Annotated in this window: 21 protein-coding genes and 1 tRNA gene; 13 read left to right on the top strand and 9 right to left on the bottom strand. The window is 68.0% G+C overall.

The genetic code is table 11. The annotated features are described in order from the left end of the window. The first annotated feature begins 12 nt into the window (after nt 1–12). The 4 genes from sigM to trxA all read left to right on the top strand — a co-directional run bounded on the left by sigM (nt 13) and on the right by trxA (nt 3,157). Complete coding sequence (gene sigM / locus STSP_RS23690; RefSeq protein ID WP_067281751.1) at nt 13–726, top strand: RNA polymerase sigma factor SigM; 714 nt, start codon at nt 13–15, stop codon at nt 724–726. Then, entirely contained in the window at nt 723–1,652 is a 930-nt protein-coding gene (locus tag STSP_RS23695) for an anti-sigma factor family protein (protein ID WP_067281754.1), read from the top strand. Before sigM ends, STSP_RS23695 begins: the two co-directional genes overlap by 4 nt. Before the next feature lie 173 nt (nt 1,653–1,825). Then, entirely contained in the window at nt 1,826–2,785 is a 960-nt protein-coding gene (trxB, locus tag STSP_RS23700) for a thioredoxin-disulfide reductase (RefSeq protein WP_067281757.1), read from the top strand. 39 nt (nt 2,786–2,824) lie between these two features. After that, nucleotides 2,825–3,157: a thioredoxin gene (trxA, locus tag STSP_RS23705; RefSeq protein WP_067281759.1), complete on the top strand. Its 333-nt coding sequence runs from the start codon at nt 2,825–2,827 to the stop codon at nt 3,155–3,157. 103 nt (nt 3,158–3,260) lie between these two features. On the opposite strand, the gene STSP_RS23710 is transcribed toward trxA, so the two are convergent. From STSP_RS23710 to rpmH, 9 genes are all read right to left on the bottom strand, one after another. Next, nucleotides 3,261–3,878 carry a GNAT family N-acetyltransferase gene (locus STSP_RS23710; RefSeq protein ID WP_067281762.1) on the bottom strand — a complete coding sequence of 206 codons (618 nt, stop codon included), beginning with the start codon at nt 3,876–3,878 and terminating at the stop codon, nt 3,261–3,263. Nucleotides 3,879–4,220: 342 nt separating this feature from the next. Beyond that, nucleotides 4,221–5,321 (bottom strand): ParB/RepB/Spo0J family partition protein, encoded by a 1,101-nt coding sequence (locus STSP_RS23715; protein WP_067281765.1) that lies wholly within the window; start codon nt 5,319–5,321, stop codon nt 4,221–4,223. Next, complete coding sequence (locus STSP_RS23720) at nt 5,318–6,394, bottom strand: ParA family protein (RefSeq protein WP_078067446.1); 1,077 nt, start codon at nt 6,392–6,394, stop codon at nt 5,318–5,320. Before STSP_RS23720 ends, STSP_RS23715 begins: the two co-directional genes overlap by 4 nt. 266 nt (nt 6,395–6,660) lie before the next feature. After that, nucleotides 6,661–7,377, bottom strand: coding sequence for a 16S rRNA (guanine(527)-N(7))-methyltransferase RsmG (gene rsmG, locus STSP_RS23725; protein WP_067281770.1), 717 nt, complete (start codon nt 7,375–7,377; stop codon nt 6,661–6,663). Between the two features lie 106 nt (nt 7,378–7,483). Further along, nucleotides 7,484–7,996 (bottom strand): Jag family protein, encoded by a 513-nt coding sequence (locus STSP_RS23730; RefSeq protein WP_067281771.1) that lies wholly within the window; start codon nt 7,994–7,996, stop codon nt 7,484–7,486. A gap of 12 nt (nt 7,997–8,008) precedes the next feature. Beyond that, nucleotides 8,009–9,283 (bottom strand): membrane protein insertase YidC, encoded by a 1,275-nt coding sequence (gene yidC / locus STSP_RS23735; protein ID WP_067281773.1) that lies wholly within the window; start codon nt 9,281–9,283, stop codon nt 8,009–8,011. 3 nt (nt 9,284–9,286) lie between these two features. Beyond that, nucleotides 9,287–9,646: a membrane protein insertion efficiency factor YidD gene (gene yidD / locus STSP_RS23740; RefSeq protein WP_067281776.1), complete on the bottom strand. Its 360-nt coding sequence runs from the start codon at nt 9,644–9,646 to the stop codon at nt 9,287–9,289. Then, entirely contained in the window at nt 9,643–10,014 is a 372-nt protein-coding gene (rnpA, locus tag STSP_RS37390) for a ribonuclease P protein component (RefSeq protein ID WP_078067441.1), read from the bottom strand. The genes yidD and rnpA overlap by 4 nt, the downstream gene beginning before the upstream one ends. A 19-nt stretch (nt 10,015–10,033) precedes the next feature. After that, the gene (gene rpmH, locus STSP_RS23745; protein WP_003956500.1) at nt 10,034–10,171 is read right to left on the bottom strand and encodes a 50S ribosomal protein L34; all 138 of its coding nucleotides are present in this window, start codon (nt 10,169–10,171) and stop codon (nt 10,034–10,036) included. Between the two features lie 376 nt (nt 10,172–10,547). Between rpmH and dnaA the strand changes: the two genes are divergently transcribed. The 9 genes from dnaA to STSP_RS23790 all read left to right on the top strand — a co-directional run bounded on the left by dnaA (nt 10,548) and on the right by STSP_RS23790 (nt 23,359). Continuing rightward, nucleotides 10,548–12,584, top strand: a complete 2,037-nt coding sequence (dnaA, locus tag STSP_RS23750; RefSeq protein ID WP_078067442.1) for a chromosomal replication initiator protein DnaA — start codon at nt 10,548–10,550, stop codon at nt 12,582–12,584. Between the two features lie 888 nt (nt 12,585–13,472). Then, nucleotides 13,473–14,603, top strand: coding sequence for a DNA polymerase III subunit beta (gene dnaN / locus STSP_RS23755; protein ID WP_067281780.1), 1,131 nt, complete (start codon nt 13,473–13,475; stop codon nt 14,601–14,603). Between the two features lie 136 nt (nt 14,604–14,739). Further along, complete coding sequence (gene gnd / locus STSP_RS23760; RefSeq protein WP_067281782.1) at nt 14,740–15,615, top strand: phosphogluconate dehydrogenase (NAD(+)-dependent, decarboxylating); 876 nt, start codon at nt 14,740–14,742, stop codon at nt 15,613–15,615. A gap of 47 nt (nt 15,616–15,662) precedes the next feature. Continuing rightward, a complete protein-coding gene (gene recF, locus STSP_RS23765; protein WP_067281789.1) occupies nt 15,663–16,784 on the top strand; it encodes a DNA replication/repair protein RecF in 1,122 nt (373 codons plus the stop codon). Further along, nucleotides 16,781–17,356: a DUF721 domain-containing protein gene (locus STSP_RS23770; RefSeq protein ID WP_067281792.1), complete on the top strand. Its 576-nt coding sequence runs from the start codon at nt 16,781–16,783 to the stop codon at nt 17,354–17,356. Before recF ends, STSP_RS23770 begins: the two co-directional genes overlap by 4 nt. A 287-nt stretch (nt 17,357–17,643) precedes the next feature. Next, the gene (gyrB, locus tag STSP_RS23775) at nt 17,644–19,752 is read left to right on the top strand and encodes a DNA topoisomerase (ATP-hydrolyzing) subunit B (RefSeq protein ID WP_067281795.1); all 2,109 of its coding nucleotides are present in this window, start codon (nt 17,644–17,646) and stop codon (nt 19,750–19,752) included. A 42-nt stretch (nt 19,753–19,794) separates the two neighbouring features. Then, the gene (gyrA, locus tag STSP_RS23780; protein ID WP_067281798.1) at nt 19,795–22,386 is read left to right on the top strand and encodes a DNA gyrase subunit A; all 2,592 of its coding nucleotides are present in this window, start codon (nt 19,795–19,797) and stop codon (nt 22,384–22,386) included. 18 nt (nt 22,387–22,404) lie between these two features. Beyond that, the gene (locus STSP_RS23785) at nt 22,405–23,211 is read left to right on the top strand and encodes a DUF3566 domain-containing protein (protein ID WP_067281801.1); all 807 of its coding nucleotides are present in this window, start codon (nt 22,405–22,407) and stop codon (nt 23,209–23,211) included. Between the two features lie 71 nt (nt 23,212–23,282). Continuing rightward, nucleotides 23,283–23,359: transfer RNA gene (locus tag STSP_RS23790), tRNA-Ile, on the top strand. Nucleotides 23,360–23,604 lie beyond the last annotated feature (245 nt).

A 23,604-nucleotide genomic window follows, 5' to 3' on the forward strand; every position in this document is an offset into this window, starting at 1 on the left:
GGAGGGGGCCCGGTGGTGGACGACGCCGGATACGGCGCAGCAAGCGACCAGGACCTCCTGGCTCGCCACGTCGCGGGGGACAAGGACGCGTTCGGCGAGCTCGTACGGCGCCACCGCGACCGCCTGTGGGCGGTGGCGCTGCGCACGCTCGGGGACCGGGAGGAGGCCGCCGACGCGGTCCAGGACGCGCTGGTCTCCGCCTACCGGTCCGCTCACACCTTCCGCGGACAGTCCGCTGTCACGACGTGGCTGCACCGGATCACGGTGAACGCCTGCCTGGACCGGGCACGCAAGGCCGCCTCCCGTAAGACCTCTCCGGTCAACGAAACGGAACGGCTGGAGCAGCTCCTCGAGCCGCACGAATCAGCGGCCGCGCCCGCCGAGCGCAACGACCTCCATCGCCAGCTTCTCGAGGCGCTGCACACCCTGCCCGCGGATCAGCGGGCAGCGCTGGTCCTCGTGGATATGCAGGGCTATCCGGTCGCCGAGGCCGCCCGGATTCTCGATGTCCCCACCGGAACGGTGAAGAGCCGCTGTGCACGCGGCAGAGCCAGACTGCTCCCGCTGCTCACGCATCTGCGGGCAGGAGCCGAGAGCAGCGGCGGCAGCGGGAGTCAGAGCAAGAAGCCGGGGACGGGAAGGAACCGGACGCAGGAGACATCCGTCCCACCAGCAGCAGAGCCGAAAGACCCCGATGCAGTGAAGGGCGGAGGTGGGCACGCGTGAGTTCCACGACCGGTACGGCCGGGCATCCGGACGTCACCGAGATCTCCGACCTGGCCGAGGGTCTTCTCCCTCCGGCCCGCACTGGTGAGGTGCGGCGGCACCTGGAGGGCTGCACGCTCTGCGCCGATGTGTACGACTCCCTCGAGGACATCCGGGGCCTGCTCGGCACCCTGCCAGGCCCGCCGCAGATGCCCGCCGATGTCGCCGGACGTATCGACGCTGCGCTGGCCGCAGAAGCCCTGCTCGATGCCACGGCACGCGCGACGACAGAGACCGTCGTCCATGTTTCACGTGAAACATCGCGCACCCGCGAAACATCGCGCGCTGCCGAATCTGACACTCCAGTGGACCGGCCGGCAGGACGTCCCCATGGGTCCTCCGGACCTGGGCGTCAGAGCCAGGGGCGCCCGCGCCGCCGCAGGACTCTGGTGCTCGGTGCCGTCTTCACGGCGGCCGCAATAGGACTGGGCACCCTGCTGCTGCAGTCGCTCAACGGCACCCCGCCGGATGGGCCCCCGCAGGCGACGGAGGAACGCGCCGCCAGCGAGCACACCTTCTCTGCAGGGACGCTGGAGGAACAGGTAGCGGATCTCCTCGGCAAAGGCTCACCCCCAGAACCAAGCGCTGGCAACTCACCGCCCTCCTTCAACGCCGAAACCAGCCCAGGCGGCCCGCGGTCGAACGAGCCCATGCTGAAGAACTCGGTCCCGGTACCCCCCTGCATCCGTGCAGGGATCGGACGCAGCGACGAGGCCCTCGGCGCCGAAGAGGGCATGTACGAGGGCAAGGACTCCTACCTCGTCGTGCTGCCGCATGAGTCCGATCCCGCGAAGGTCTCGGCCTATGTGGTCGATGCTTCCTGCGAGGAGAAGGCGCCGGACTCCGAGGGCAAGGTGCTGCTCACCCGCTCGTACGCCCGCCCCTGACCGCCTCCCGCGGAACGCCGGGCCCGTCGTGCCCCCTGGGCACCTCCGTGTGCCCGGACACGTGGGGAATGCGCGCCCCGTAGGATCCGTTGGGTGGGGTGAGAGCCCGGAAACGGGCTCCACCGGCAGTACCGGCAGTAGTGAAGCAGTCCCCAGAGACGAGGAATCAAGCCGTGAGCGACGTCCGTAACGTGATCATCATCGGCTCCGGGCCCGCCGGCTACACGGCGGCGCTCTACACCGCGCGCGCGTCGCTGAAGCCGCTGGTGTTCGAGGGTGCCGTCACCGCGGGTGGCGCACTGATGAACACCACCGAGGTGGAGAACTTCCCCGGCTTCCAGGACGGCATCATGGGCCCCGAGCTCATGGACAACATGCGCGCCCAGGCCGAGCGCTTCGGTGCCGAGCTCGTTCCGGACGATGTCGTCGCGGTGGACCTCAGCGGTGACATCAAGACCGTCACGGACACGTCGGGCACCGTGCACCAGGCCAAGGCCGTCATCGTCGCCACCGGCTCCCAGCACCGCAAGCTCGGCCTGCCGAACGAGGATGCCCTCTCGGGACGTGGCGTCTCCTGGTGCGCCACCTGTGACGGCTTCTTCTTCAAGGATCAGGACATCGCCGTGATCGGCGGCGGCGACACCGCGATGGAGGAGGCCACCTTCCTCTCCCGCTTCGCCAAGTCGGTGACGATCGTCCACCGCCGCGACAGCCTCCGGGCCTCGAAGGCGATGCAGGAGCGTGCCTTCGCCGACCCGAAGATCAAGTTCGTCTGGGACAGCGAGGTGGCCGAGATCCACGGCGACCAGAAGCTCTCGGGGCTGACGCTGCGCAACGTCAAGACCGGCGAGACCTCCGAGCTGCCTGTGACGGGTCTGTTCATCGCGATCGGCCACGACCCGCGCACCGAGCTCTTCAAGGGTCAGCTCGACCTCGACGACGAGGGCTACCTGAAGGTCGACGCGCCCTCGACCCGGACGAACATCACCGGTGTCTTCGCCAGCGGCGACGTCGTCGACCACACCTACCGACAGGCGATCACCGCCGCCGGTACTGGATGCTCCGCGGCCCTCGATGCCGAGCGCTACCTCGCTGCTCTCTCGGACAGCGAGACCGCTGCTGCCACCGTCTGACCATCACCCGCCCCACGCACAACGATTAAGGAGCCCGCCGTGGCCGGCACTCTGAAGAATGTGACCGACGATTCCTTCGAGCAGGACGTCCTCAAGAGCGACAAGCCCGTTCTGGTGGACTTCTGGGCCGCCTGGTGCGGTCCCTGCCGCCAGATCGCGCCGTCCCTCGAGGCGATCGCGGCTGAGTACGGCGACAAGATCGAGGTCGTGAAGCTCAACATCGACGAGAACCCCAACACCGCCGCGAAGTACGGTGTGATGTCCATCCCGACCCTGAACGTCTACCAGGGCGGCGAGGTGGCGAAGACCATCGTCGGTGCGAAGCCGAAGGCCGCGATCGTGCGCGACCTCGAGGACTTCATCGCCGAGTAAACGGCGGCGCTGTTTCACGTGAAACACGAATGGGCCAGCCCGGTGGGGCTGGCCCATTCGTATTCGTGGTCTGAGACCGCACAGCCGCTTCTCTCTGGTGGCCTCACAGCGGCCGCAGCGCCGGCTCCTTCTGCACGGCTCCGAGCAGCCGGTCCAGAGCCATCTCGACGTCTTCCTTCCACGACAGCGTCGTACGCAGCTCAAGCCTCAGTCGTGGATACGTGGGATGCGGCCGCACCGTCTTGAAACCGACCGCGAGCAGATGGTCCGCCGGCAGCACACAGGCGGGTTCCTTCCACTGTGCGTGGCCGAATGCCTCGATCGCCTTGAACCCGCGGCGGAGCAGATCCTTGGCCACCGTCTGAACCATCACGCGGCCGAGACCCTGGTCCTGATATCCGGGGATGATGAAGGCGGTCATCAACTGGACGGCGTCCGGTGAGACGGGGCTTGTGGGGAACGCCATGGATCGGGGCACATAGGCAGGCGGCGCGTACAGGACGAAGCCCACAGGAACGTCATCGACGTAGACGACTCGTCCGCAGGAGCCCCACTCCAGGAGGACGGCGGAGATCCAGGCTTCCTTCTCCAGCTCTTGCGTACCTGCCTTCAGCGCGGCTTGACCACTGACCGGATCCAGCTCCCAGAAGACGCACGAGCGGCAGCGCTTGGGGAGATCCGGAAGGTTGTCCAGCGTGAGCGGTACGAGCCGACGCCCCATGAAGGCAGTTCCTCACTTCCTCCGCCCGCCGCATCACGGGCGGCTGTCAGAGCGCTCCGTTCCCTGAGCAGACTGCCGACGAACCCGCCGACCGCCCCCAGCCCGAGGCCTGTCGTCACCAGCCCGGTGCGGCTCACCGATCGCATGGCCCCCGCCTCCCCATAAGGTGCCGCCAGATGGATACGCCAAACCCGTTCGCATCGTATCCGTGCAGCGATTGCATCGATACCGACTGAAAGCAAAGAGCAGGCCGTGTTCCGGTACAGACCGGACATGGCCCGCTCTTTCTCTGCGGCAGGTCGTTTACGCCTCTCGACAGCGCTCAGTCTTCGCCGGGAGCGCTCAGCCTTCCGTCTCCTCGGTAGCGTCCTCCGTGGCGCCGTTCTGCAGAACCGGTCCCTCGCCCGGGGCGAGTGTTCCAAGAATGCGCTCCAGGTCTTCCATAGAGGCGAACTCGACGACGATCTTGCCTTTCTTCTGACCCAGATCCACCTTCACCCGCGTCTCGAAGCGGTCCGAGAGACGAGTGGCGAGGTCGGTCAGTGCAGGGGAGACACGGCTCCCGGCCCGTGGCCCCTTGGACCTCGTGGCGCTCTTGGGCCGCGAACCCATCAGGGTCACGATCTCCTCGACTGCCCGCACCGACAGTCCTTCGGCCACGATCCGGTGCGCCAGCCTGTCCTGCTCCTCCGAGTCCTCGACGGACAGCAGTGCACGCGCGTGTCCCGCGGAGAGCACGCCGGCGGCGACCCTGCGCTGCACGGCCGGCGAGAGCTTCAGCAGACGGAGAGTGTTGGAAACCTGCGGACGGGACCGGCCGATCCTGTCTGCCAGCTGATCATGCGTGCAGTTGAAGTCCTTGAGCAGCTGGTCGTAGGCAGCCGCCTCCTCCAACGGATTCAGCTGAGCGCGGTGTAGGTTCTCCAGGAGCGCGTCGAGGAGAAGCTTCTCGTCCTCCGTAGCCCGCACAATCGCCGGGATGGCGTCCAGACCGGCCTCACGGCAAGCACGCCAGCGGCGCTCGCCCATGATGAGTTCGTAGCGGGAGGGCGCCAGCTGCCTTACGACGACAGGCTGGAGAAGCCCGACCTCCTTGATCGAGGTGACGAGCTCAGCCAGGGCGTCCTCGTCAAAGACCTCGCGCGGCTGCCGGGGGTTGGGCGTGATGGCGTCGAGGGGCAGTTCGGCGAAGTGAGCTCCGGCCGGGCTCTGCGGAGATTCCACCGCAGCATGCGACGGCTCCGCCGTTTCATGTGAAACAGAGCCCTGAGACAGCGTGGCCACCTTCGCGGCCGCCACTCCCCGTTCCGCGGTCAGGACAGGCACGCTGGGGGATGCGGCCGGTGCTCCATTTGCTGCCGGGGGCATCGGCTTCTCGCCTGTCGGGGCCGCTGGGATCAGGGCGCCGAGGCCACGCCCCAGACCCCTTCGTCGCTCACTCACTGGATCCCCTCCGCCATATTCTGCTGATCATTCTGAGCGCCCAGGTGGGCGTGCTGTGCGTCGTAGTGGATGCCCACCCCGCGCAGCGCGATCTCCCGCGCCGCCTCCAGGTACGAGAGAGCACCGCTCGACCCTGGATCGTATGTCAGCACTGTCTGCCCGTAGCTCGGTGCCTCGGAGATACGCACGGAGCGCGGGATGCTCGTGCGGAGAACCTCGTCCCCGAAGTGGTTGCGGACCTCTTCCGCCACCTGAGACGCCAGCCGCGTCCGGCCGTCGTACATGGTGAGGAGGATCGTCGAAACATGCAGGGCAGGGTTGAGGTGTCCGCGCACCAGGTCAACGTTGCGCAGAAGCTGCCCCAGCCCCTCCAGCGCGTAGTACTCGCACTGGATCGGGATCAGCACCTCGGCACCGGCCACGAGCGCATTGACCGTCAGCAGCCCCAGTGAGGGCGGGCAGTCGATGAGGATGTAATCCAGCGGCTGCTCATACGCCTGGATGGCTCTCTGCAGACGGCTCTCCCGCGCCACCAGTGACACAAGCTCGATCTCCGCACCGGCGAGATCGATCGTGGCGGGTGCGCAGAAGAGGCCCTCGACGTCGGGCACCGGCTGGACGACTTCGGAGAGCGGCTTGCTCTCGACCAACACGTCGTAGATGGAAGGGACTTCGGCGTGATGATCGATACCGAGAGCTGTCGATGCGTTGCCCTGGGGGTCGAGATCGATGACCAGGACGCGTCCGCCATGCAGAGCGAGCGAGGCGGCAAGGTTGACTGTCGTCGTGGTCTTGCCCACCCCACCCTTCTGGTTGGCGACCACCATGACTCGGGTGTCCTCGGGCCGCGGCAGGCCCTCACCGGCGCGACCCAGAGCCTCCACCGCTAGTTGGGCAGCACGACCGATCGGGGTGTCGTCCATCGGGGGCGGTGTTTCACGTGAAACATCGTGCCCCGTGGGGTCGGTACGGGGACCGGGGACCGGATCGGTCATCGGCCCTGCGATGTTGGCGTCGGACCGCAACGATTCACTCTCCTCGACTACAGGCTCGCAATGAACAGAGCCTCCCATGCTTTCGGGGTCGTGAACCAGCGAGGCCCGGTCTTCTGTGGAGGATTCCACCTCTGTGGAAAACTCCGTGCCACCTCCGAGGGACCCGAGAGGCCGGCGGTCGCGCGGTTCGGCAGCAGCGCGGCCGCGACTGATGATGCCATGCAGCAGTGAGCGACGTTTCACGTGAAACACGATGCCTAGCGGCCCGGGTCGGGCTCGCACGACACTCCGACTTGCATCGGTTTGGCAGCTTGTGTGGAGTACCGGCCACTCGTCAGGACGGATCAGCGACGGCGTCGAGAGCGACCGGTACGGGCAGCCTTGGCCCGCTTGGCGGCGAACCGTACGCCACCCGGACTCTCCCCGACCTCCACGCGCACCACCGTGGAGGGTGGGTCCACCACCCCGTCCCCTACGTGCAGGACCGAGACATCGACCGCACCGAGTTTGCTCAGGGCCGCCCCTGCACTCTTGATCTCTTCCTCGGCGGTGTCGCCTTTGAGGGCCAGCATCTCTCCGTACGGACGGAGCAGCGGAACGCCCCAAGCCGCCAGCCGGTCCAGCGGGGCCACGGCCCGTGCCGTGACCACATGGACGGGGGGCAGCTTGCCGAGGACCTCCTCGGCGCGGCCGCGGACGACCGTCACATGGTCGAGGCCGAGCAGCTCGACGACTTCGGTGAGGAAGTTCGTACGCCGCAGCAGCGGCTCGAGAAGCGTGATCTTCAGATCCGGCCGCACCAGGGCCAGCGGGATACCAGGGAGCCCTGCGCCGGAACCCACGTCGCAGACCGTCACGCCCTCGGGTACGACCTCGGACAGAACGGCGCAGTTCAACAGGTGGCGCTCCCACAGCCGCGGGACTTCGCGAGGACCGATGAGACCGCGCTGCACTCCGGCATCGGCCAGCAACTCCGCGTACCGCACCGCGTCCGCGAAGCGATCACCGAATACCGCCCGGGCCTGCTCCGGCGCCGGGGGGAGCTCCGCTGCCTCCGTCACGGGGACCGTCCTTCCGTACCGCACTACCGCAATGGGTGCTGACTATCAGGCTGACAAAGACCGGCCCCGCCTGCGAACAGACGGGGCCGGGACAACAAGGTGCCGATCAGGCAGGGAGCACGACGACGTAGCGCTGAGGCTCCTCGCCCTCCGACTCGCTGCGCAGGCCGGCGGCCTTCACCGCGTCGTGGACGACTTTGCGCTCGAAGGGCGTCATCGGCTTGAGCTTCACCGCTTCGCCGGTGTTCTTCACCTCGGCAGCGGCCTTGGCGCCCAGCTCGGAGAGCTCCTCGCGCTTCCTGGCCCGGTAGCCGGCGATGTCCAGCATCAGCCGGCTGCGGTCGCCGGTCTCGCGGTGCACCGCGAGGCGGGTCAGCTCCTGCAGAGCCTCGAGCACCTCGCCGTCGCGGCCGACCAGCTTCTGCAGGTCACGGCTGCCCGTATCGCTGATGATCGAGACAGCGGCCCGGTCGGCTTCGACGTCCATGTCGATGTCACCGTCGAGGTCGGCGATGTCCAGCAGACCCTCGAGGTAGTCCGCCGCGATCTCACCCTCCTGCTCAAGGCGGGTCAGGGTGTCGCCACCCTCAGGAGCGGCGGAGGTGGTGCCTTCCGTCACGGGATGGACTCCTTACTTCTTCGACGGGTGCTTGGGCCGCTGCTGGCCCCTGCGCTGTCCGGACTTGGCTTGGCGTGCGGTACCGGCGCCGGACTGGCTGCCCGCCGGCTTGTCCTGGGGATCGGCGTCCTGAGGCTCGTCCTTCTTCTCCAGCGACGCCTTGGGGGCGGCCGCAGCCGCCGTCTTGGGGGCCGCCTGGGACGCGGCGGCCTGACGCTGCGCCTTGGACTGGCGCTTGGGCTGCTGACGCTTTGGGGTGGCATCGGCAGAATCCTGCGCCTCTTCGGCGACCGTGGTCACGCTCGCCACCACGGTGCCGTCGGCCTGAGCTGCAAGGCCCGCCTTGGTCAGGCCGTTGATGAACTTCCGCTCATGCTCGTTGCGGTCGCGGCCCTTGGCGACGATCGCCTTCAGCGCGGCGCGGTCACGACGCTTACCGACCTTGCCGGCGTGCGTGACGTGCTTCAGCAGACGCTCCAGGTAGGCGGCCTGGGCCTTGCTGCCCGGGGTCGGGTTCTGGTGGATCACGTACATCTGCTGGCCCATGGTCCAGACGTTCGTGGTCAGCCAGTAGACGAGGACACCGACCGGGAAGTTGATGCCGAAGACGGCGAACATGATGGGGAAGACGTACATCAGCATCTTCTGCTGCTGCATGAACGGCGTCTTCACCGTGGTGTCGACGTTCTTCGTCATCAGCTGGCGCTGCGTGTAGAACTGCGACAGCGACATCAGGACGATCATGAGCGCGGTGACGACGCGCACGTCCGTCAGCGAAGCCTGAAGCGCCGAGACCTTCTCCTCGCTGTCCATGAACTTCGCGGCCAGCGGGGCGCCGAAGATGTGCGCCTTCTGCGCGCTCTCCAGCAGGCGCTCGTTGATCACGCCGATGGTGTCATTCGACGCGATGCTGTTGAGCACGTGGTACAGGGCGAAGAAGAACGGCGACTGCGCCAGGATGGGAAGGCACGAGGAGAGCGGGTTGGTGCCCGTCTCCTTGTACAGCTTCATCATCTCTTCGGACTGACGCTGTTTGTCGTTCTTGTAGCGCTCCTGGATCTTCTTCATCTCGGGCTGGAGCGTCTGCATGGCCCGGGTCGCCTTGATCTGCTTCACGAAGAGCGGGATCAGGCAGATGCGGATCAGGATCACGAGGGACACGATGGACAGGCCCCAGGCCCAGCCCGTGTCAGGGCCGAAGAGGGCCCCGTACAGCGAGTGGAACTGGACGATGATCCACGAGACGGGTGTCGTGATAAAGCTGAAAAGACTGGCAATCGTGTCCACTAATCAGGCTCCTTGAGCATGGGACGGGGTCTCGGCGGCCGAGCTCGAGGGGTCAGGACGGCTTTCCCGTGGCAGCACGCCCTCGGCGGAGGTCCCGCCCTTGCGTTCGCGCCATGCGGTGCGCAGCATTTCGTGCCACCGCGGACGCTTGCGCGGAGGAACATGGTCGACACCGCCGAGCGACCAGGGATTGCATCGCAGGATGCGCCAGGCGGTGAGTGCCGTTCCCTTGATCGCACCGTGCAGGTCGATGGCCTGGTAGCCGTAGTGAGAGCACGACGGGTAGTACTTGCACACCGGCCCCAGCAGCGGACTGATCGTCCACTGGTAGAGCTTGATGAGTGCCAGCAGCGGGTACTTCATCGCGCGCCCCCTCCCAGCAGTCGTTGAAGGGCGGCATCCAGGTCTCGGGCCAGCTGTGCATGGTCGGCGTCACCCGCGCCGGGCAGCGCTCGTACGACTACCAGGCTACCGGGGGGCAGCTGGGCCAACCGATCACGCATCAGATGGCGAAGTCTGCGCTTCACCGTGTTGCGGACGACCGCGCCACCCACTGCCTTGCTCACGACGAAACCCGCACGCGACGGGGGAGCACTCTCCCCAGGCGCGTGCGGGTCCGTTGTACCGCTGCGTAGATGGACGACGAGAAGCGGGCGTCCGGCCCGGCGTCCTCGGCGTACCGCGGTCGCGAAGTCCTCGCGCCGCCTCAGCCGATGCTCGGTAGGCAGCACGACGTCATGACCTGTGCGATCAGGCGGACAGGCGGGCGCGACCCTTGCTGCGGCGGGACGCGAGAATCGCGCGGCCGGCACGGGTGCGCATACGCAGCCGGAAGCCGTGGGTCTTCGCGCGACGACGGTTGTTCGGCTGGAAGGTGCGCTTGCTCACTCGGGGGCTCCAGAAGAAATCGGGTGGTTGGCGGGGTGTCGCCTGGCTGTCACCGTGCGCCCACGAGTAGCTCGCAATACGCCCGAGTGCACCGCTTCCCGATCACTGAGCGTGATCTGTGCCCATCGGAGGCAGGCGGCAGCAGCCATCGACAACTCGACCTGGTTACGGTACGCGGGGCTACGCCATCCGGTCAAACCAGCGACGCGTGGGGGACACTGTCCACAGGCTGGGGACAACAACTTGAACCGTACCGGCCGCCCTGACTACCGTGGCTGGACTCCGATTCGTTCCCCCTGTTCCCGCCCTTCCCGATTCAGACCCCCGACCGTCCCGAGAACCACACGTTCGTGGGACCCGTGAGAGAGCGTGCCCTGTGGCTGACGTACCTGCCGATCTTGCCGCAGTGTGGCCACGAGTACTGGAACAGCTCCTCGGAGAGGGTCGCGGTCAGGGCGTCGAAGCGAAGGACGAGCACTGGATCAGGCGGTGTCAGCCGCTGGCCCTCGTCGCCGACACCGCGCTGCTCGCCGTGCCCAACGAGTTCGCCAAGGGCGTGCTCGAAGGCCGGCTCGCGCCCGTCGTCAGCGAGACACTGAGCCGCGAGTGCGGCCGCCCGATCCGCATCGCGATCACGGTCGACGACTCCGCGGGCGAACCGCCGGCCCCGCCGTCGGCGCCTTCCTCCACCCGTCAGGCGGGGGGTCCCGCACCGCAGCGCTACGAAGAGCCCGAACTCCCCTCCGCTTCCGGCCAGGGCCGCGACGCGTACGAGGGGTACGGCCGGACGTCCGCCGACGATCACCTTGGGGGCCACCGCGATCAGCTGCCGGGCACCCGCCCGGACCCGCTCCCGACCGTCCGCCCCGCCTACCCGGGGGACTACCAGCGGCCCGAGCCCGGTGCATGGCCGCGCCCGGCCCAGGACGAGTACGGCTGGCAGCAGCAGCGTCTCGGTTTCCCGGACCGCGACCCGTACGCGACGCCGTCGTCGGCGCCTCAGCACGACTACCGCTCGTCGTCGGGGGACCGCTCTGCGTACGAGCCGGGTTCCCCGTACGAATCCGACCGCTCACCGTATGAACCGGACCGGCAGCGCTACGACACGGAGCGCGCGCCGTACGACTCGGAGCGCCCTCAGTACGACCAGCAGCGGTCCGAGTACGAACAGCAGCGGTCCGAGTACGAGCAGCGCGGCCGCCATGATCTTCCGGACAGGTCGTCAGGACCGGGCGGGCACGGTGGCCGCACCGGGCCTGGAGGGCACGGCGGCCCCGGCATGCACAGCGGCGGGCCGGTCGGCTCCGGGCTGCCGGCGCCGACCGGCGCGCCCGGCCCGCTGGCCGCGCAACCGGCCCCCGCGACGGGTCCCGGTGAGCCCACGGCGCGCCTGAATCCGAAGTACCTGTTCGACACGTTCGTGATCGGTGCCTCGAACCGCTTCGCGCACGCAGCGGCAGTCGCCGTCGCCGAGGCACCCGCGAAGGCGTACAACCCTCTCTTCATCTACGGGGATTCGGGGCTCGGCAAAACGCATCTGCTGCATGCGATCGGGCACTACGCGCGCAGCCTCTACCCGGGCACGCGCGTGCGCTACGTGAGCTCCGAGGAGTTCACCAACGAGTTCATCAACTCCATCCGCGACGGCAAGGGCGACAGCTTCCGCAAGCGCTACCGCGAGATGGACATCCTGCTCGTCGACGACATCCAGTTCCTCGCGGAGAAGGAGTCGACTCAGGAGGAGTTCTTCCACACCTTCAATACGCTCCACAACGCCAACAAGCAGATCGTGCTGTCTTCGGACCGGCCTCCCAAGCAGCTGGTGACGCTGGAGGACCGGCTGCGCAACCGCTTCGAGTGGGGTCTGATCACCGACGTCCAGCCGCCCGAGCTGGAGACGCGTATCGCGATCCTCCGCAAGAAGGCGGTACAGGAGCAGCTCAACGCCCCGCCGGAGGTGCTCGAGTTCATCGCATCGCGGATCTCGCGCAACATCCGCGAGCTGGAGGGCGCGCTGATCCGGGTGACGGCGTTCGCGTCCCTCAACCGCCAGCCTGTGGACCTCGGTCTGACGGAGATCGTCCTCAAGGACCTGATCCCCGGAGGCGAGGACTCGGCGCCGGAGATCACGGCGACCGCCATCATGGCGGCCACCGCCGACTACTTCGGGCTGACGGTGGAGGACCTCTGCGGATCCTCGCGGAGCCGCGTGCTGGTGACGGCACGCCAGATCGCGATGTACCTCTGCCGCGAGCTCACCGATCTGTCGCTGCCGAAGATCGGCGCGCAGTTCGGCGGCCGGGACCATACGACGGTGATGCACGCGGACCGCAAGATCCGGGCGCTCATGGCCGAGCGCCGCTCCATCTACAACCAGGTCACCGAGCTCACGAACCGCATCAAGAACGGCTGACGGCAGCGCGCACGCGCGCGTGAAGGGCGTCCAGGGACGAGTTCCCGGGCGCCCTTCGTCGTTCCCCGGCCGTGACACGGCTCCCGGACGGACGCCACGGGTTAGCCCGTGTTCGATTAATGGGTCCGCCTCGCCCCTTCTCCACAGAAACGCGGGGTTTCTTTCCTCCACACCCTGGGGACTGCCGAGTTGTCCAGACGGTGTCCACAGCCGAGGCCGATGAGAGACCATCGACCCAGGCCAACAGCCTGTGGATCCGTGGACAAGCGGTCTCCACAGACTGTGGACAGCGAATTGATCCACAGGAGGGCCGAGATGTTGTCCACCGACGGCCCACAGGAAGAGGGGCGTTGTCCCCAGCCTTCCCCAGCTTCTCCACATGCCTGTCCACTGTTCGGCAACGCAACGCACGCTCTCACCTGCGCGAGTGAAAGGCGTCACATCAAGGTGCTGGATTGGGCTGTGGGGAACGTGGGTAAAGCTGGGGACGGCGCTGGGGAGAAGTGACCCCGTCCTGTGCATCGGGTGTGCAGAACTTTTCCCCGTCCACAGCCGCCCCCGGTTGTCCACCGCTCGCGCCCACAGGCCCGGTGGATAGAAAACAGCTTCTGACCTGCGCATTCGCGGTTATCCACGGTTTCCACAGGCCCTACTACTACCGCTGACTAGAGAGACCGGGGAAATTGCCTCGAAGGGGGGCCTGTGCACAACTCGCGGTCCGGTGGTCCGGTGCCGCCCGGTACGACTTGACCCCGAGAGGCACCAGCTGTCAGTGCGGTGCGTCAGACTGGTCTCCCGGTGTCCTTCCCTCCCGAGGGCCAAGAGACACCGAGCCAGACGACGAAGCGAGCAGGCGAGAGCGCCGGCAACAGCAGGAGGCGGCTAACGGTGAAGATCCGGGTGGAACGCGACGTACTCGCGGAGGCGGTGGCCTGGGCGGCGCGCAGCCTTCCGGCCCGTCCGCCTGCGCCCGTCCTCGCGGGCCTTCTGCTGAAGGCCGAGGACGGCGCGCTGAGCCTGTCCAGCTTCGACTACGAGGTGTCGGCGCGGGTCTCCGTCGAGGCGGAGGTCGAGGAGGAGGGCACCGTGCTGGTCTCCGGCCGCCTCCTCGCCGACATCTCCCGTGCCCTCCCCAACCGCCCGGTGGAGATTTCCACAGACGGTGTACGGGCGACCGTGGTCTGCGGCTCGTCCCGGTTCACACTCCACACACTGCCTGTGGAGGAGTACCCGGCGCTGCCGCAGATGCCGAACGCCACAGGCACGGTCCCCGGCGAGGTCTTCGCTGCGGCCGCCGCCCAGGTCGCCATCGCCGCGGGCCGCGACGACACGCTCCCCGTCCTCACCGGTGTGCGCATCGAGATCGAGGGCGACACGGTCACGCTGGCCTCCACCGACCGCTACCGCTTCGCGGTCCGCGAGTTCCTGTGGAAGCCGGAGTCGCCAGACGCGTCCGCGGTGGCCCTGGTCCCCGCCAAGACGCTGCTCGACACGGCCAAGGCGCTGACCAGCGGCGACAGCGTGACTCTGGCGCTGTCCGGCTCGGGTGCCGGCGAGGGTCTGATCGGTTTCGAGGGCGCCGGGCGGCGCACGACCACGCGTCTGCTCGAGGGCGACCTGCCGAAGTACCGCACGCTGTTCCCGACGGAGTTCAACTCGGTCGCGGTCATCGAGACCGGCCCGTTCGTCGAGGCCGTCAAGCGCGTGGCTCTCGTGGCCGAGCGGAACACTCCGGTGCGGCTCAGCTTCGAGCAGGGTGTGCTCACCCTGGAGGCCGGGTCCAGCGACGATGCACAGGCTGTGGAGAGGGTGGACGCCCAGCTGGAGGGCGACGACATCTCGATCGCCTTCAACCCGACGTTCCTGCTGGACGGCCTGAGCGCCATCGACTCCCCGGTGGCCCAGCTCTCCTTCACGACGTCCACCAAGCCGGCGCTGCTGAGCGGCAAGCCGGCCGTCGACGCCGAGGCGGACGAGGCGTACAAGTACCTGATCATGCCGGTCCGGCTCTCGGGCTGATCACCGCAAGCGGGCATCACCGCAGGTAGATCGCCTGAGCGGCTGACCCCACAGGTGTGCACGCAGGTCCGGGCGTAGGCTCGGATCCGGGTACGAAAGTGCCGGAAAGCCACCTCACCAAGTGAAGGAACCACTGATGGAGCTCGGTCTCGTCGGCCTCGGCAAGATGGGCGGCAACATGCGCGAGCGGATCCGCCGCGCAGGTCACACCGTCATCGGATACGACCGCAACCCGGAACTCGCCGATGTCCACAGCCTCGAAGAGCTTGTGGGCAAGCTCAAGGGTCCGCGCGTGGTGTGGGTGATGGTCCCGGCAGGTGCCCCGACCCAGTCCACCATCGACGAGCTGGCCGAGCTGCTGAGCCCAGGCGACGTCGTCGTGGACGGCGGCAACTCCCGCTGGACGGACGACGAGAAGCACGCCGCCGAGCTGGCCGCCAAGGGCATCGGCTTCGTCGACTGCGGCGTCTCCGGCGGCGTGTGGGGTCTGGAGAACGGCTACGCGCTCATGTACGGCGGCGACAAGGAGAACGTCGCCAAGGTCCAGCCGATCTTCGACGCCCTGAAGCCGGAGGGCGAGTTCGGGTCGGTGCACGCGGGCAAGGTGGGCGCCGGCCACTTCGCGAAGATGGTCCACAACGGCATCGAGTACGCGATGATGCAGGCCTACGCCGAGGGCTGGGAGCTGCTGGAGGCCGTGGACTCGGTCACCGACGTCCGCGAGGTCTTCCGCTCCTGGCAGGAGGGCACGGTCATCCGCTCCTGGCTGCTCGACCTTGCGGTCAACGCCCTCGACGAGGACGAGCACCTGGAGCAGCTCAAGGGCTATGCGCAGGATTCCGGCGAGGGCCGGTGGACGGTGGAGGCCGCCATCGACAACGCCGTCCCGCTGCCGGCGATCACCGCGTCGCTGTTCGCCCGCTTCGCCTCGCGCCAGGACGACTCCCCGCAGATGAAGATGATCGCGGCCCTGCGCAACCAGTTCGGCGGCCACGCGGTCGAGAAGAAGTAAGCAGTACCGAGCAACACCCGAAGCACCCTGGGGGACGGCGAACGACCATGCACGTCACGCATCTGTCGCTGGCCGACTTCCGCTCGTACGCCCGGGTCGAGGTCCCGCTCGACCCGGGCGTCACCGCTTTCGTCGGCCCGAACGGACAGGGCAAAACAAACCTCGTCGAAGCCGTCGGCTATCTGGCGACGCTCGGCAGCCACCGCGTCTCCTCGGACGCCCCACTGGTCCGCATGGGGGCCGAGCGCGCGATCATCCGCGCCGCCGTACGGCAGGGCGAGCGCCAGCAGCTGGTCGAGCTCGAACTCAACCCCGGCAAGGCGAACCGCGCCCGGATCAACAGATCCTCGCAGGTCAGACCGCGTGACGTGCTGGGCATCGTACGAACGGTGCTGTTCGCCCCCGAGGACCTGGCGCTCGTCAAGGGCGATCCCGGCGAGCGGCGCCGCTTCCTCGACGAGCTGATCACCGCGCGCGCCCCGCGCATGGCCGGGGTGCGGTCCGACTACGACCGCGTCCTCAAGCAGCGCAACACCCTCCTCAAATCGGCCGCGCTCGCCCGCCGGCACGGCGGCCGCTCCCTGGACCTCTCCACACTCGACGTCTGGGACCAGCACCTCGCGCGCGCGGGCGCCGAGCTGCTCGCCCAGCGGCTCGACCTGATAGCCGCGCTGCAGCCGCTGGCCGACAAGGCGTACGAGCAGCTGGCACCCGGCGGCGGCCCGGTCGCACTGGAGTACAAGCCATCCGCGCCCGGTGAGGGCCACACGCGCGAAGAGCTGTACGACCAGCTGATGGCCGCGCTCGCCGAGGTGCGCAAACAGGAGATCGAACGGGGCGTGACCCTGGTGGGCCCGCACCGGGACGATCTGCTGCTCAAACTCGGCCAGCTGCCCGCGAAGGGATACGCGAGTCACGGCGAGTCGTGGTCGTTCGCGCTGGCCCTGCGCCTCGCGTCGTACGACCTGCTGCGGGCCGAAGGTGCCGAGCCGGTGCTCGTGCTCGACGACGTGTTCGCCGAGCTGGACGCCCGGCGCCGCGAACGGTTGGCGGAGCTCGTCGCCCCGGGCGAGCAGGTGCTGGTCACGGCCGCGGTCGACGACGACGTACCGAAAGTACTGACGGGCGCACGGTTCGTGGTGTCCGAGGGCACCGTGGAGCGCGTATGAGCGATATCACATCCAGCGGTACGGGCAGCGGGGCCTCCGAGGAGCGGCCCGCGGAGCCCGGCCCCAAGGTGCCCGAACCCAGCGGCGTGGACCTCGCCCGCGTCGCCCTCCGCGCGGCCAAGGAGCAGGCACGCGCGCGTGGCGCCGCCGCACAGCAGAAGAAGCAGGCCAGAAGGGGCGGCCTGCGCTCCGGCGCGCGGGCCGACGGCCGCGACCCCATGGCGCTGGGCGCCGCCATCAACCGGCTGATCACCGAGCGCGGCTGGGAGACCCCGGCCGCCGTCGGCGGTGTCATGGGCCGCTGGCCCCAGATCGTCGGCCCCGACCTGGCCAGGCACTGCGTACCCCAGCGGTACGACGAGGACGAGCGCGTCCTGACCGTGGTCTGCGACTCCACGGCCTGGGCGACGCAGCTGCGGCTGCTGGCTCCGCAGCTGGTCGCGCGCCTCAACGACGACCTCGGCCACGGCACCGTGAGGCTCATCAAGGTCCAGGGCCCCGGCGGTCCCGCGGGCCGCTTCGGCCCCCTGCGCGCCCCCGGTAGCACCGGCCCCGGCGACACATACGGCTGACCCTCCGCCGGACCGTAGCGGGGGGTTGACACCTCGAAGCGCTGAGTGCCGCTGTGAGCCTCTTGGAGCCCCGCTCCGCATATGGGGAGTCGGCCGAGACCGGTTCAGGGCGGCACATGCGGACTCAGGTACCGGCAAACCCCCATCACTGTCGGCGCTACCGGTAGACTGGGTGAGAATCCCGCCCCGCTTGCGGGGACCGAACGGGCAAAGCTGAGCAAGAGCTGAACCAGGCTTACCACCGCATCACGCCGCAGCCGCTCCGGCCGCCACCGGGAGCTTGGCTTGTGCTGTGCCAGAAAGGGCGCTTCGTGGCCGATTCCGGCAACCCCAACGAGAACATTCCGTCCACTGCCGCCGGCGCGTCCGGCGAGATGCCCGCCGGGGCGCCCAACGGGTCCCCCGGCGCAGCAGCCTCGTCGTACGACGCCAGCGCCATCACCGTCCTCGAGGGTCTGGACGCGGTCCGCAAGCGCCCCGGCATGTACATCGGCTCGACCGGTGAGCGCGGCCTGCACCACCTCGTCTACGAGGTCGTCGACAACTCCGTCGACGAGGCGCTCGCGGGGCACGCCGACACCATCGACGTCACGATCCTCGCCGACGGCGGCGTGCGCGTCATCGACAACGGTCGTGGCATCCCGGTGGGCATCGTCCCCTCCGAGGGCAAGCCGGCCCTCGAAGTTGTGCTGACCGTGCTGCACGCGGGCGGCAAGTTCGGCGGCGGCGGCTACGCGGTCTCTGGCGGTCTGCACGGCGTGGGCGTCTCCGTCGTGAACGCGCTTTCGTCGAAGGTCGCCGTCGAGGTCAAGACGGACGGCCACCGCTGGACGCAGGACTACAAGATGGGCGTCCCCACGGCGCCGCTCGCCCAGCACGAGGCCACCGAGGAGACCGGCACGTCGGTCACCTTCTGGGCCGACGGCGACATCTTCGAGACCACGGAGTACTCCTTCGAGACGCTCTCGCGGCGCTTCCAGGAGATGGCGTTCCTCAACAAGGGTTTGACGATCAAACTCACGGACGAGCGCGAGTCGGCGAAGGCCACGGCGGGCGCCGACGAGGCGGGCGCGGACGAGCTGGCCGAGGAGCAGAAGGCCAAGACCGTCACGTACCACTACGAGGGCGGCATCGTCGACTTCGTGAAGTACCTCAACTCCCGCAAGGGAGACGTGGTGCACCCCACGGTGATCGACCTCGAGGCCGAGGACAAGGACAAGAGCCTGTCCCTCGAGGTCGCCATGCAGTGGAACAGCGGCTACAGCGAGGGCGTCTACTCCTTCGCCAACATCATCCACACCCATGAGGGCGGCACGCACGAAGAGGGCTTCCGCGCCGCGCTGACCTCGCTGATCAACAAGTACGCGCGCGACAAGAAGCTGCTGCGCGAGAAGGACGACAACCTCACGGGTGACGACATCCGCGAGGGCCTGACCGCGATCATCTCGGTCAAGCTGAGCGAGCCCCAGTTCGAGGGCCAGACCAAGACGAAGCTCGGCAACACGGAGGCGAAGACCTTCGTGCAGAAGGCCGTCTACGAACACCTCAACGACTGGCTGGACCGCAACCCGAACGAGGCCGCCGACATCGTCCGCAAGGGCATCCAGGCCGCCACCGCGCGCGTGGCGGCCCGCAAGGCCCGCGACCTGACGCGCCGCAAGGGTCTGCTGGAGAGCGCGTCCCTGCCGGGCAAGCTCAGCGACTGCCAGTCGAACGACCCCACCAAGTGCGAGATCTTCATCGTCGAGGGTGACTCCGCAGGCGGCTCGGCCAAGTCCGGCCGCAACCCCGAGTACCAGGCCATCCTGCCGATCCGCGGCAAGATCCTGAACGTCGAGAAGGCGCGGATCGACAAGATCCTGCAGAACCAGGAGATCCAGGCGCTGATCTCGGCCTTCGGCACCGGAGTCCACGAGGACTTCGACATCGAGAAGCTCCGCTATCACAAGATCATTCTGATGGCGGACGCCGATGTCGACGGCCAGCACATCAACACCCTGCTGCTGACGTTCCTGTTCCGCTTCATGCGTCCGCTGGTCGAGGCCGGTCACGTCTTCCTGTCGCGCCCCCCGCTGTACAAGATCAAGTGGGGCCGGGACGACTTCGAGTACGCGTACTCGGACCGCGAGCGCGACGCACTGATCGAGCTCGGCCGGCAGAACGGCAAGCGCATCAAGGACGACTCGGTCCAGCGCTTCAAGGGCCTCGGCGAGATGAACGCCGAGGAGCTGCGCATCACCACGATGGACCAGGAGCACCGCGTCCTCGGCCAGGTCACGCTCGACGACGCCGCCCAGGCCGACGACCTGTTCTCGGTCCTGATGGGCGAGGACGTCGAGGCGCGCCGCCAGTTCATCCAGCGCAACGCCAAGGACGTCCGCTTCCTCGACATCTGAGTCGGTCACCGCTGACCGCACCAGGAAGGATCTTCACCAGCAATGGCCGACGAGAACATTCCGAGCATCCCCGAGGACGAGGGCCAGACGCTCCGCGTCGAGCCCGTCGGACTCGAGACCGAGATGCAGCGCTCGTATCTCGACTACGCGATGTCCGTCATCGTGTCGCGTGCGCTGCCCGACGTACGGGACGGCCTCAAGCCCGTCCACCGCCGTGTGCTGTACGCCATGTACGACGGCGGGTACCGGCCCGAGCGCGGTTTCTACAAGTGCGCCCGCGTCGTCGGCGACGTCATGGGCAACTACCACCCGCACGGCGACTCCTCGATCTACGACGCGCTGGTCCGCCTCGCGCAGCCGTGGTCGATGCGGATGCCGCTGGTGGACTCCAACGGCAACTTCGGCTCCCCGGGCAACGACCCCGCGGCCGCCATGCGGTACACCGAGTGCAAGATGGCGCCGCTGTCCATGGAGATGGTCCGCGACATCGACGAGGAGACCGTCGACTTCACGGACAACTACGACGGCCGCTCCCAGGAGCCGACCGTCCTGCCGTCCCGCTTCCCGAACCTGCTGATCAACGGCTCGGCCGGTATCGCGGTCGGCATGGCCACGAACATCCCGCCGCACAACCTCCGCGAGGTCGCGGCCGGCGCCCAGTGGTACCTGGACAACCCCGAGGCCACGCACGAGGAGCTCCTGGACGCGCTGATCGAGCGGATCAAGGGCCCGGACTTCCCGACCGGCGCCCTGGTGGTTGGCCGCAAGGGCATCGAGGAGGCGTACCGCACCGGTCGCGGCTCCATCACGATGCGCGCGGTCGTCGAGGTCGAGGAGATCCAGGGCCGCCAGTGCCTGGTGGTCACGGAACTGCCGTACCAGGTCAACCCGGACAACCTCGCGCAGAAGATCGCCGACCTCGTCAAGGACGGCAGGATCGGCGGCATCGCCGACGTCCGCGACGAGACCAGCTCCCGCACGGGCCAGCGCCTGGTGATCGTGCTTAAGCGCGACGCGGTCGCCAAGGTCGTCCTGAACAACCTCTACAAGCACACCGACCTGCAGACGAACTTCGGCGCGAACATGCTGGCGCTCGTCGACGGTGTGCCGCGCACGCTCTCGCTGGATGCGTTCATCCGCCACTGGGTGTCGCACCAGATCGAGGTCATCGTCCGCCGTACGAGGTTCCGGCTCCGTAAGGCCGAGGAGCGCGCCCACATCCTGCGCGGCCTGCTCAAGGCGCTCGACGCGATCGACGAGGTCATCGCCCTCATCCGGCGCAGCGACACCGTCGAGATCGCCCGTGAAGGCCTGATGGGCCTGCTGGAGATCGACGAGATCCAGGCCAACGCCATCCTCGAGATGCAGCTGCGCCGACTGGCCGCCCTGGAGCGCCAGAAGATTGTCCAGGAGCACGACGAGCTCCAGGCGAAGATCACCGAGTACAACGAGATCCTCGCCTCGCCGATCCGCCAGCGCGGCATCATCAGCGAGGAGCTCACCGCGATCGTCGAGAAGTACGGCGACGACCGCCGCTCCAAGCTGATCCCCTTCGACGGTGACATGTCCATCGAGGACCTGATCGCCGAGGAGGACATCGTCGTCACGGTCACCCGCGGCGGCTACGTCAAGCGCACCAAGACCGACGACTACCGCGCGCAGAAGCGCGGCGGCAAGGGCGTCCGCGGCGCGAAGCTCAAGGAAGACGACATCGTCGACCACTTCTTCGTGTCGACCACGCATCACTGGCTGCTGTTCTTCACGAACAAGGGCCGCGTCTACCGCGCCAAGGCGTACGAACTGCCGGACGCCGGACGCGACGCGCGCGGCCAGCACGTGGCGAACCTCCTCGCCTTCCAGCCGGACGAGACGATCGCGCAGATCCTCGCCATCCGGGACTACGAGGCGGCGCCGTACCTGGTCCTCGCCACCAAGGCCGGCCTGGTCAAGAAGACCGTCCTCAAGGACTACGACTCCCCGCGCTCGGGCGGCGTCATCGCCATCAACCTCCGCGAGAAGGGCGATGGTTCCGACGACGAGCTCATCGGCGCCGAACTGGTGTCGGCCGATGACGATCTGCTGCTCATCAGCAAGAAGGCCCAGTCGATCAGGTTCACCGCATCGGACGAGACGCTGCGCCCGATGGGGCGTGCGACCTCGGGCGTGAAGGGCATGAGCTTCCGCGAGGGCGACGAACTGCTGTCGATGAATGTTGTCCGGCCCGGTACGTTCGTGTTCACTGCCACCGACGGCGGGTACGCGAAGCGGACCGCTGTCGACGAGTACCGCGTCCAGGGCCGCGGCGGCCTCGGTATCAAGGCCGCCAAGATCGTGGAGGACCGCGGTTCGCTCGTCGGGGCGCTGGTGGTCGAGGACGGTGACGAGATCCTCGCCATCACGCTCGGTGGCGGCGTGATTCGTACGCGAGTCAGTGAGGTCAGGGAGACGGGCCGTGACACCATGGGCGTCCAACTGATCAACCTGGGCAAGCGCGATGCCGTGGTCGGCATCGCGCGTAACGCCGAGGCCGGTCGCGAGGCCGAGGAGGTCGACGGCGAGGAGGCCGTCGGCGAATCGGCCGGTGACGCGATCGCCGCCGGTACGGACGAGGGCACGGAGTCCACGGCCGAGTAGCACGAGGAGTGAGCCAGCGTGAGCGGAGCCACGGGCGCCGGAACGAACGGAACCGGAGCGGACGGCGTTCGTGGCCCCGCCAACGACTCGGCAGACTCCCATGACTCTCATGGATCCCAGGGGGGAACTGTGACGGATACCCGAGGACCGGGGACTCAGCAGTACGACGGGTACGCGCCCGGCCCTGAGGGGGCGGCAGGCCAGGCCCAGGCTCAGGGCCAGGCCCAGAGCCAGGGCCAGGTCGGCGGCACGGCGGGCCCGCTGCCGGGGGAGCAGGGGACCCATCAGTCCCCACAGCGGCCTCAGCAGCCTGCTCAGCACGGTCAGCCTGCCCAGCATGGTCAGCCGGATCAGCAGCCTGCTCAGCCGTACCATCCGCCGCAGGCATATCAGGCCCCCGCGCCCGCCCCAGAGACGGTCCGCAGGGCGCGGACAGGGGCACGGACGATGCCGCGCACGCGCAAGGCACGGCTGCGGGTGGCCAAGGCCGACCCGTGGTCGGTGATGAAGGTGAGCTTCATGCTCTCCATCGCGCTGGGCGTCTGCACCATCGTTGCCGCGGCGGTGCTGTGGATGGTCATGGACGCCATGGGCGTCTTCTCCACGGTGGGCGGCACGATCGCCGAGGCGACGGGCTCCAACGAGTCCAACGGCTTCGACCTGCAGGCGTTCCTGTCGCTGCCGAACGTCCTGATCTTCACGTCGGTCATCGCGGTGATCGACGTCGTCCTCGCGACGGCACTGGCGACGCTCGGCGCCTTCATCTACAACCTCTCTGCGGGCTTCGTCGGCGGCGTCGAGCTGACGCTCGCGGAGGACGAGTAAGGCCATCCGGTTACCGATTTTGGGACTGGCCGCGTCGTGCGCTAATCTTCAGAGGTCAGCGCGCAGCGCGAGGGGCTATAGCTCAGACGGTTAGAGCGCTTCCCTGATAAGGAAGAGGCCACAGGTTCAAGTCCTGTTAGCCCCACCACCGATAAGACCCTCAGTCGATCCCGACTGGGGGTCTTTGACGTTCGTCCTCTTGGCGTCTGCGTCCGGCGTCTGCGTCCGCTTGTCGTCTGCCTGTCGTCTGCCGTGGTGCTGTCGTCTGCCGTGTGGCTTTGCTTCTGGTCTCTGCGTCTGCCTCGGACCGCGGGACGACGCTTCTGCTTCGTCGCGTTCTACGAGGCGTGGCGAAAGACGGGGAACCGGCGGAGATCTGGGGTCACGCCGGGG

This window comes from Streptomyces jeddahensis (assembly GCF_001642995.1).
Lineage (GTDB): Bacteria > Actinomycetota > Actinomycetes > Streptomycetales > Streptomycetaceae > Streptomyces > Streptomyces jeddahensis.

What these genes read in the sequence shown, in the direction of transcription:
- STSP_RS23710 (WP_067281762.1), bottom strand. Translation starts at nt 3,878, where the DNA reads ATGGGGCGTCGGCTCGTACCGCTCACGCTGGACAACCTTCCGGATCTC.
- STSP_RS23720 (WP_078067446.1), bottom strand. Translation starts at nt 6,394, where the DNA reads ATGGGAGGCTCTGTTCATTGCGAGCCTGTAGTCGAGGAGAGTGAATCG.
- yidD (WP_067281776.1), bottom strand. Translation starts at nt 9,646, where the DNA reads ATGAAGTACCCGCTGCTGGCACTCATCAAGCTCTACCAGTGGACGATC.
- gnd (WP_067281782.1), top strand. Translation starts at nt 14,740, where the DNA reads ATGGAGCTCGGTCTCGTCGGCCTCGGCAAGATGGGCGGCAACATGCGC.
- recF (WP_067281789.1), top strand. Translation starts at nt 15,663, where the DNA reads ATGCACGTCACGCATCTGTCGCTGGCCGACTTCCGCTCGTACGCCCGG.
- STSP_RS23770 (WP_067281792.1), top strand. Translation starts at nt 16,781, where the DNA reads ATGAGCGATATCACATCCAGCGGTACGGGCAGCGGGGCCTCCGAGGAG.
- gyrA (WP_067281798.1), top strand. Translation starts at nt 19,795, where the DNA reads ATGGCCGACGAGAACATTCCGAGCATCCCCGAGGACGAGGGCCAGACG.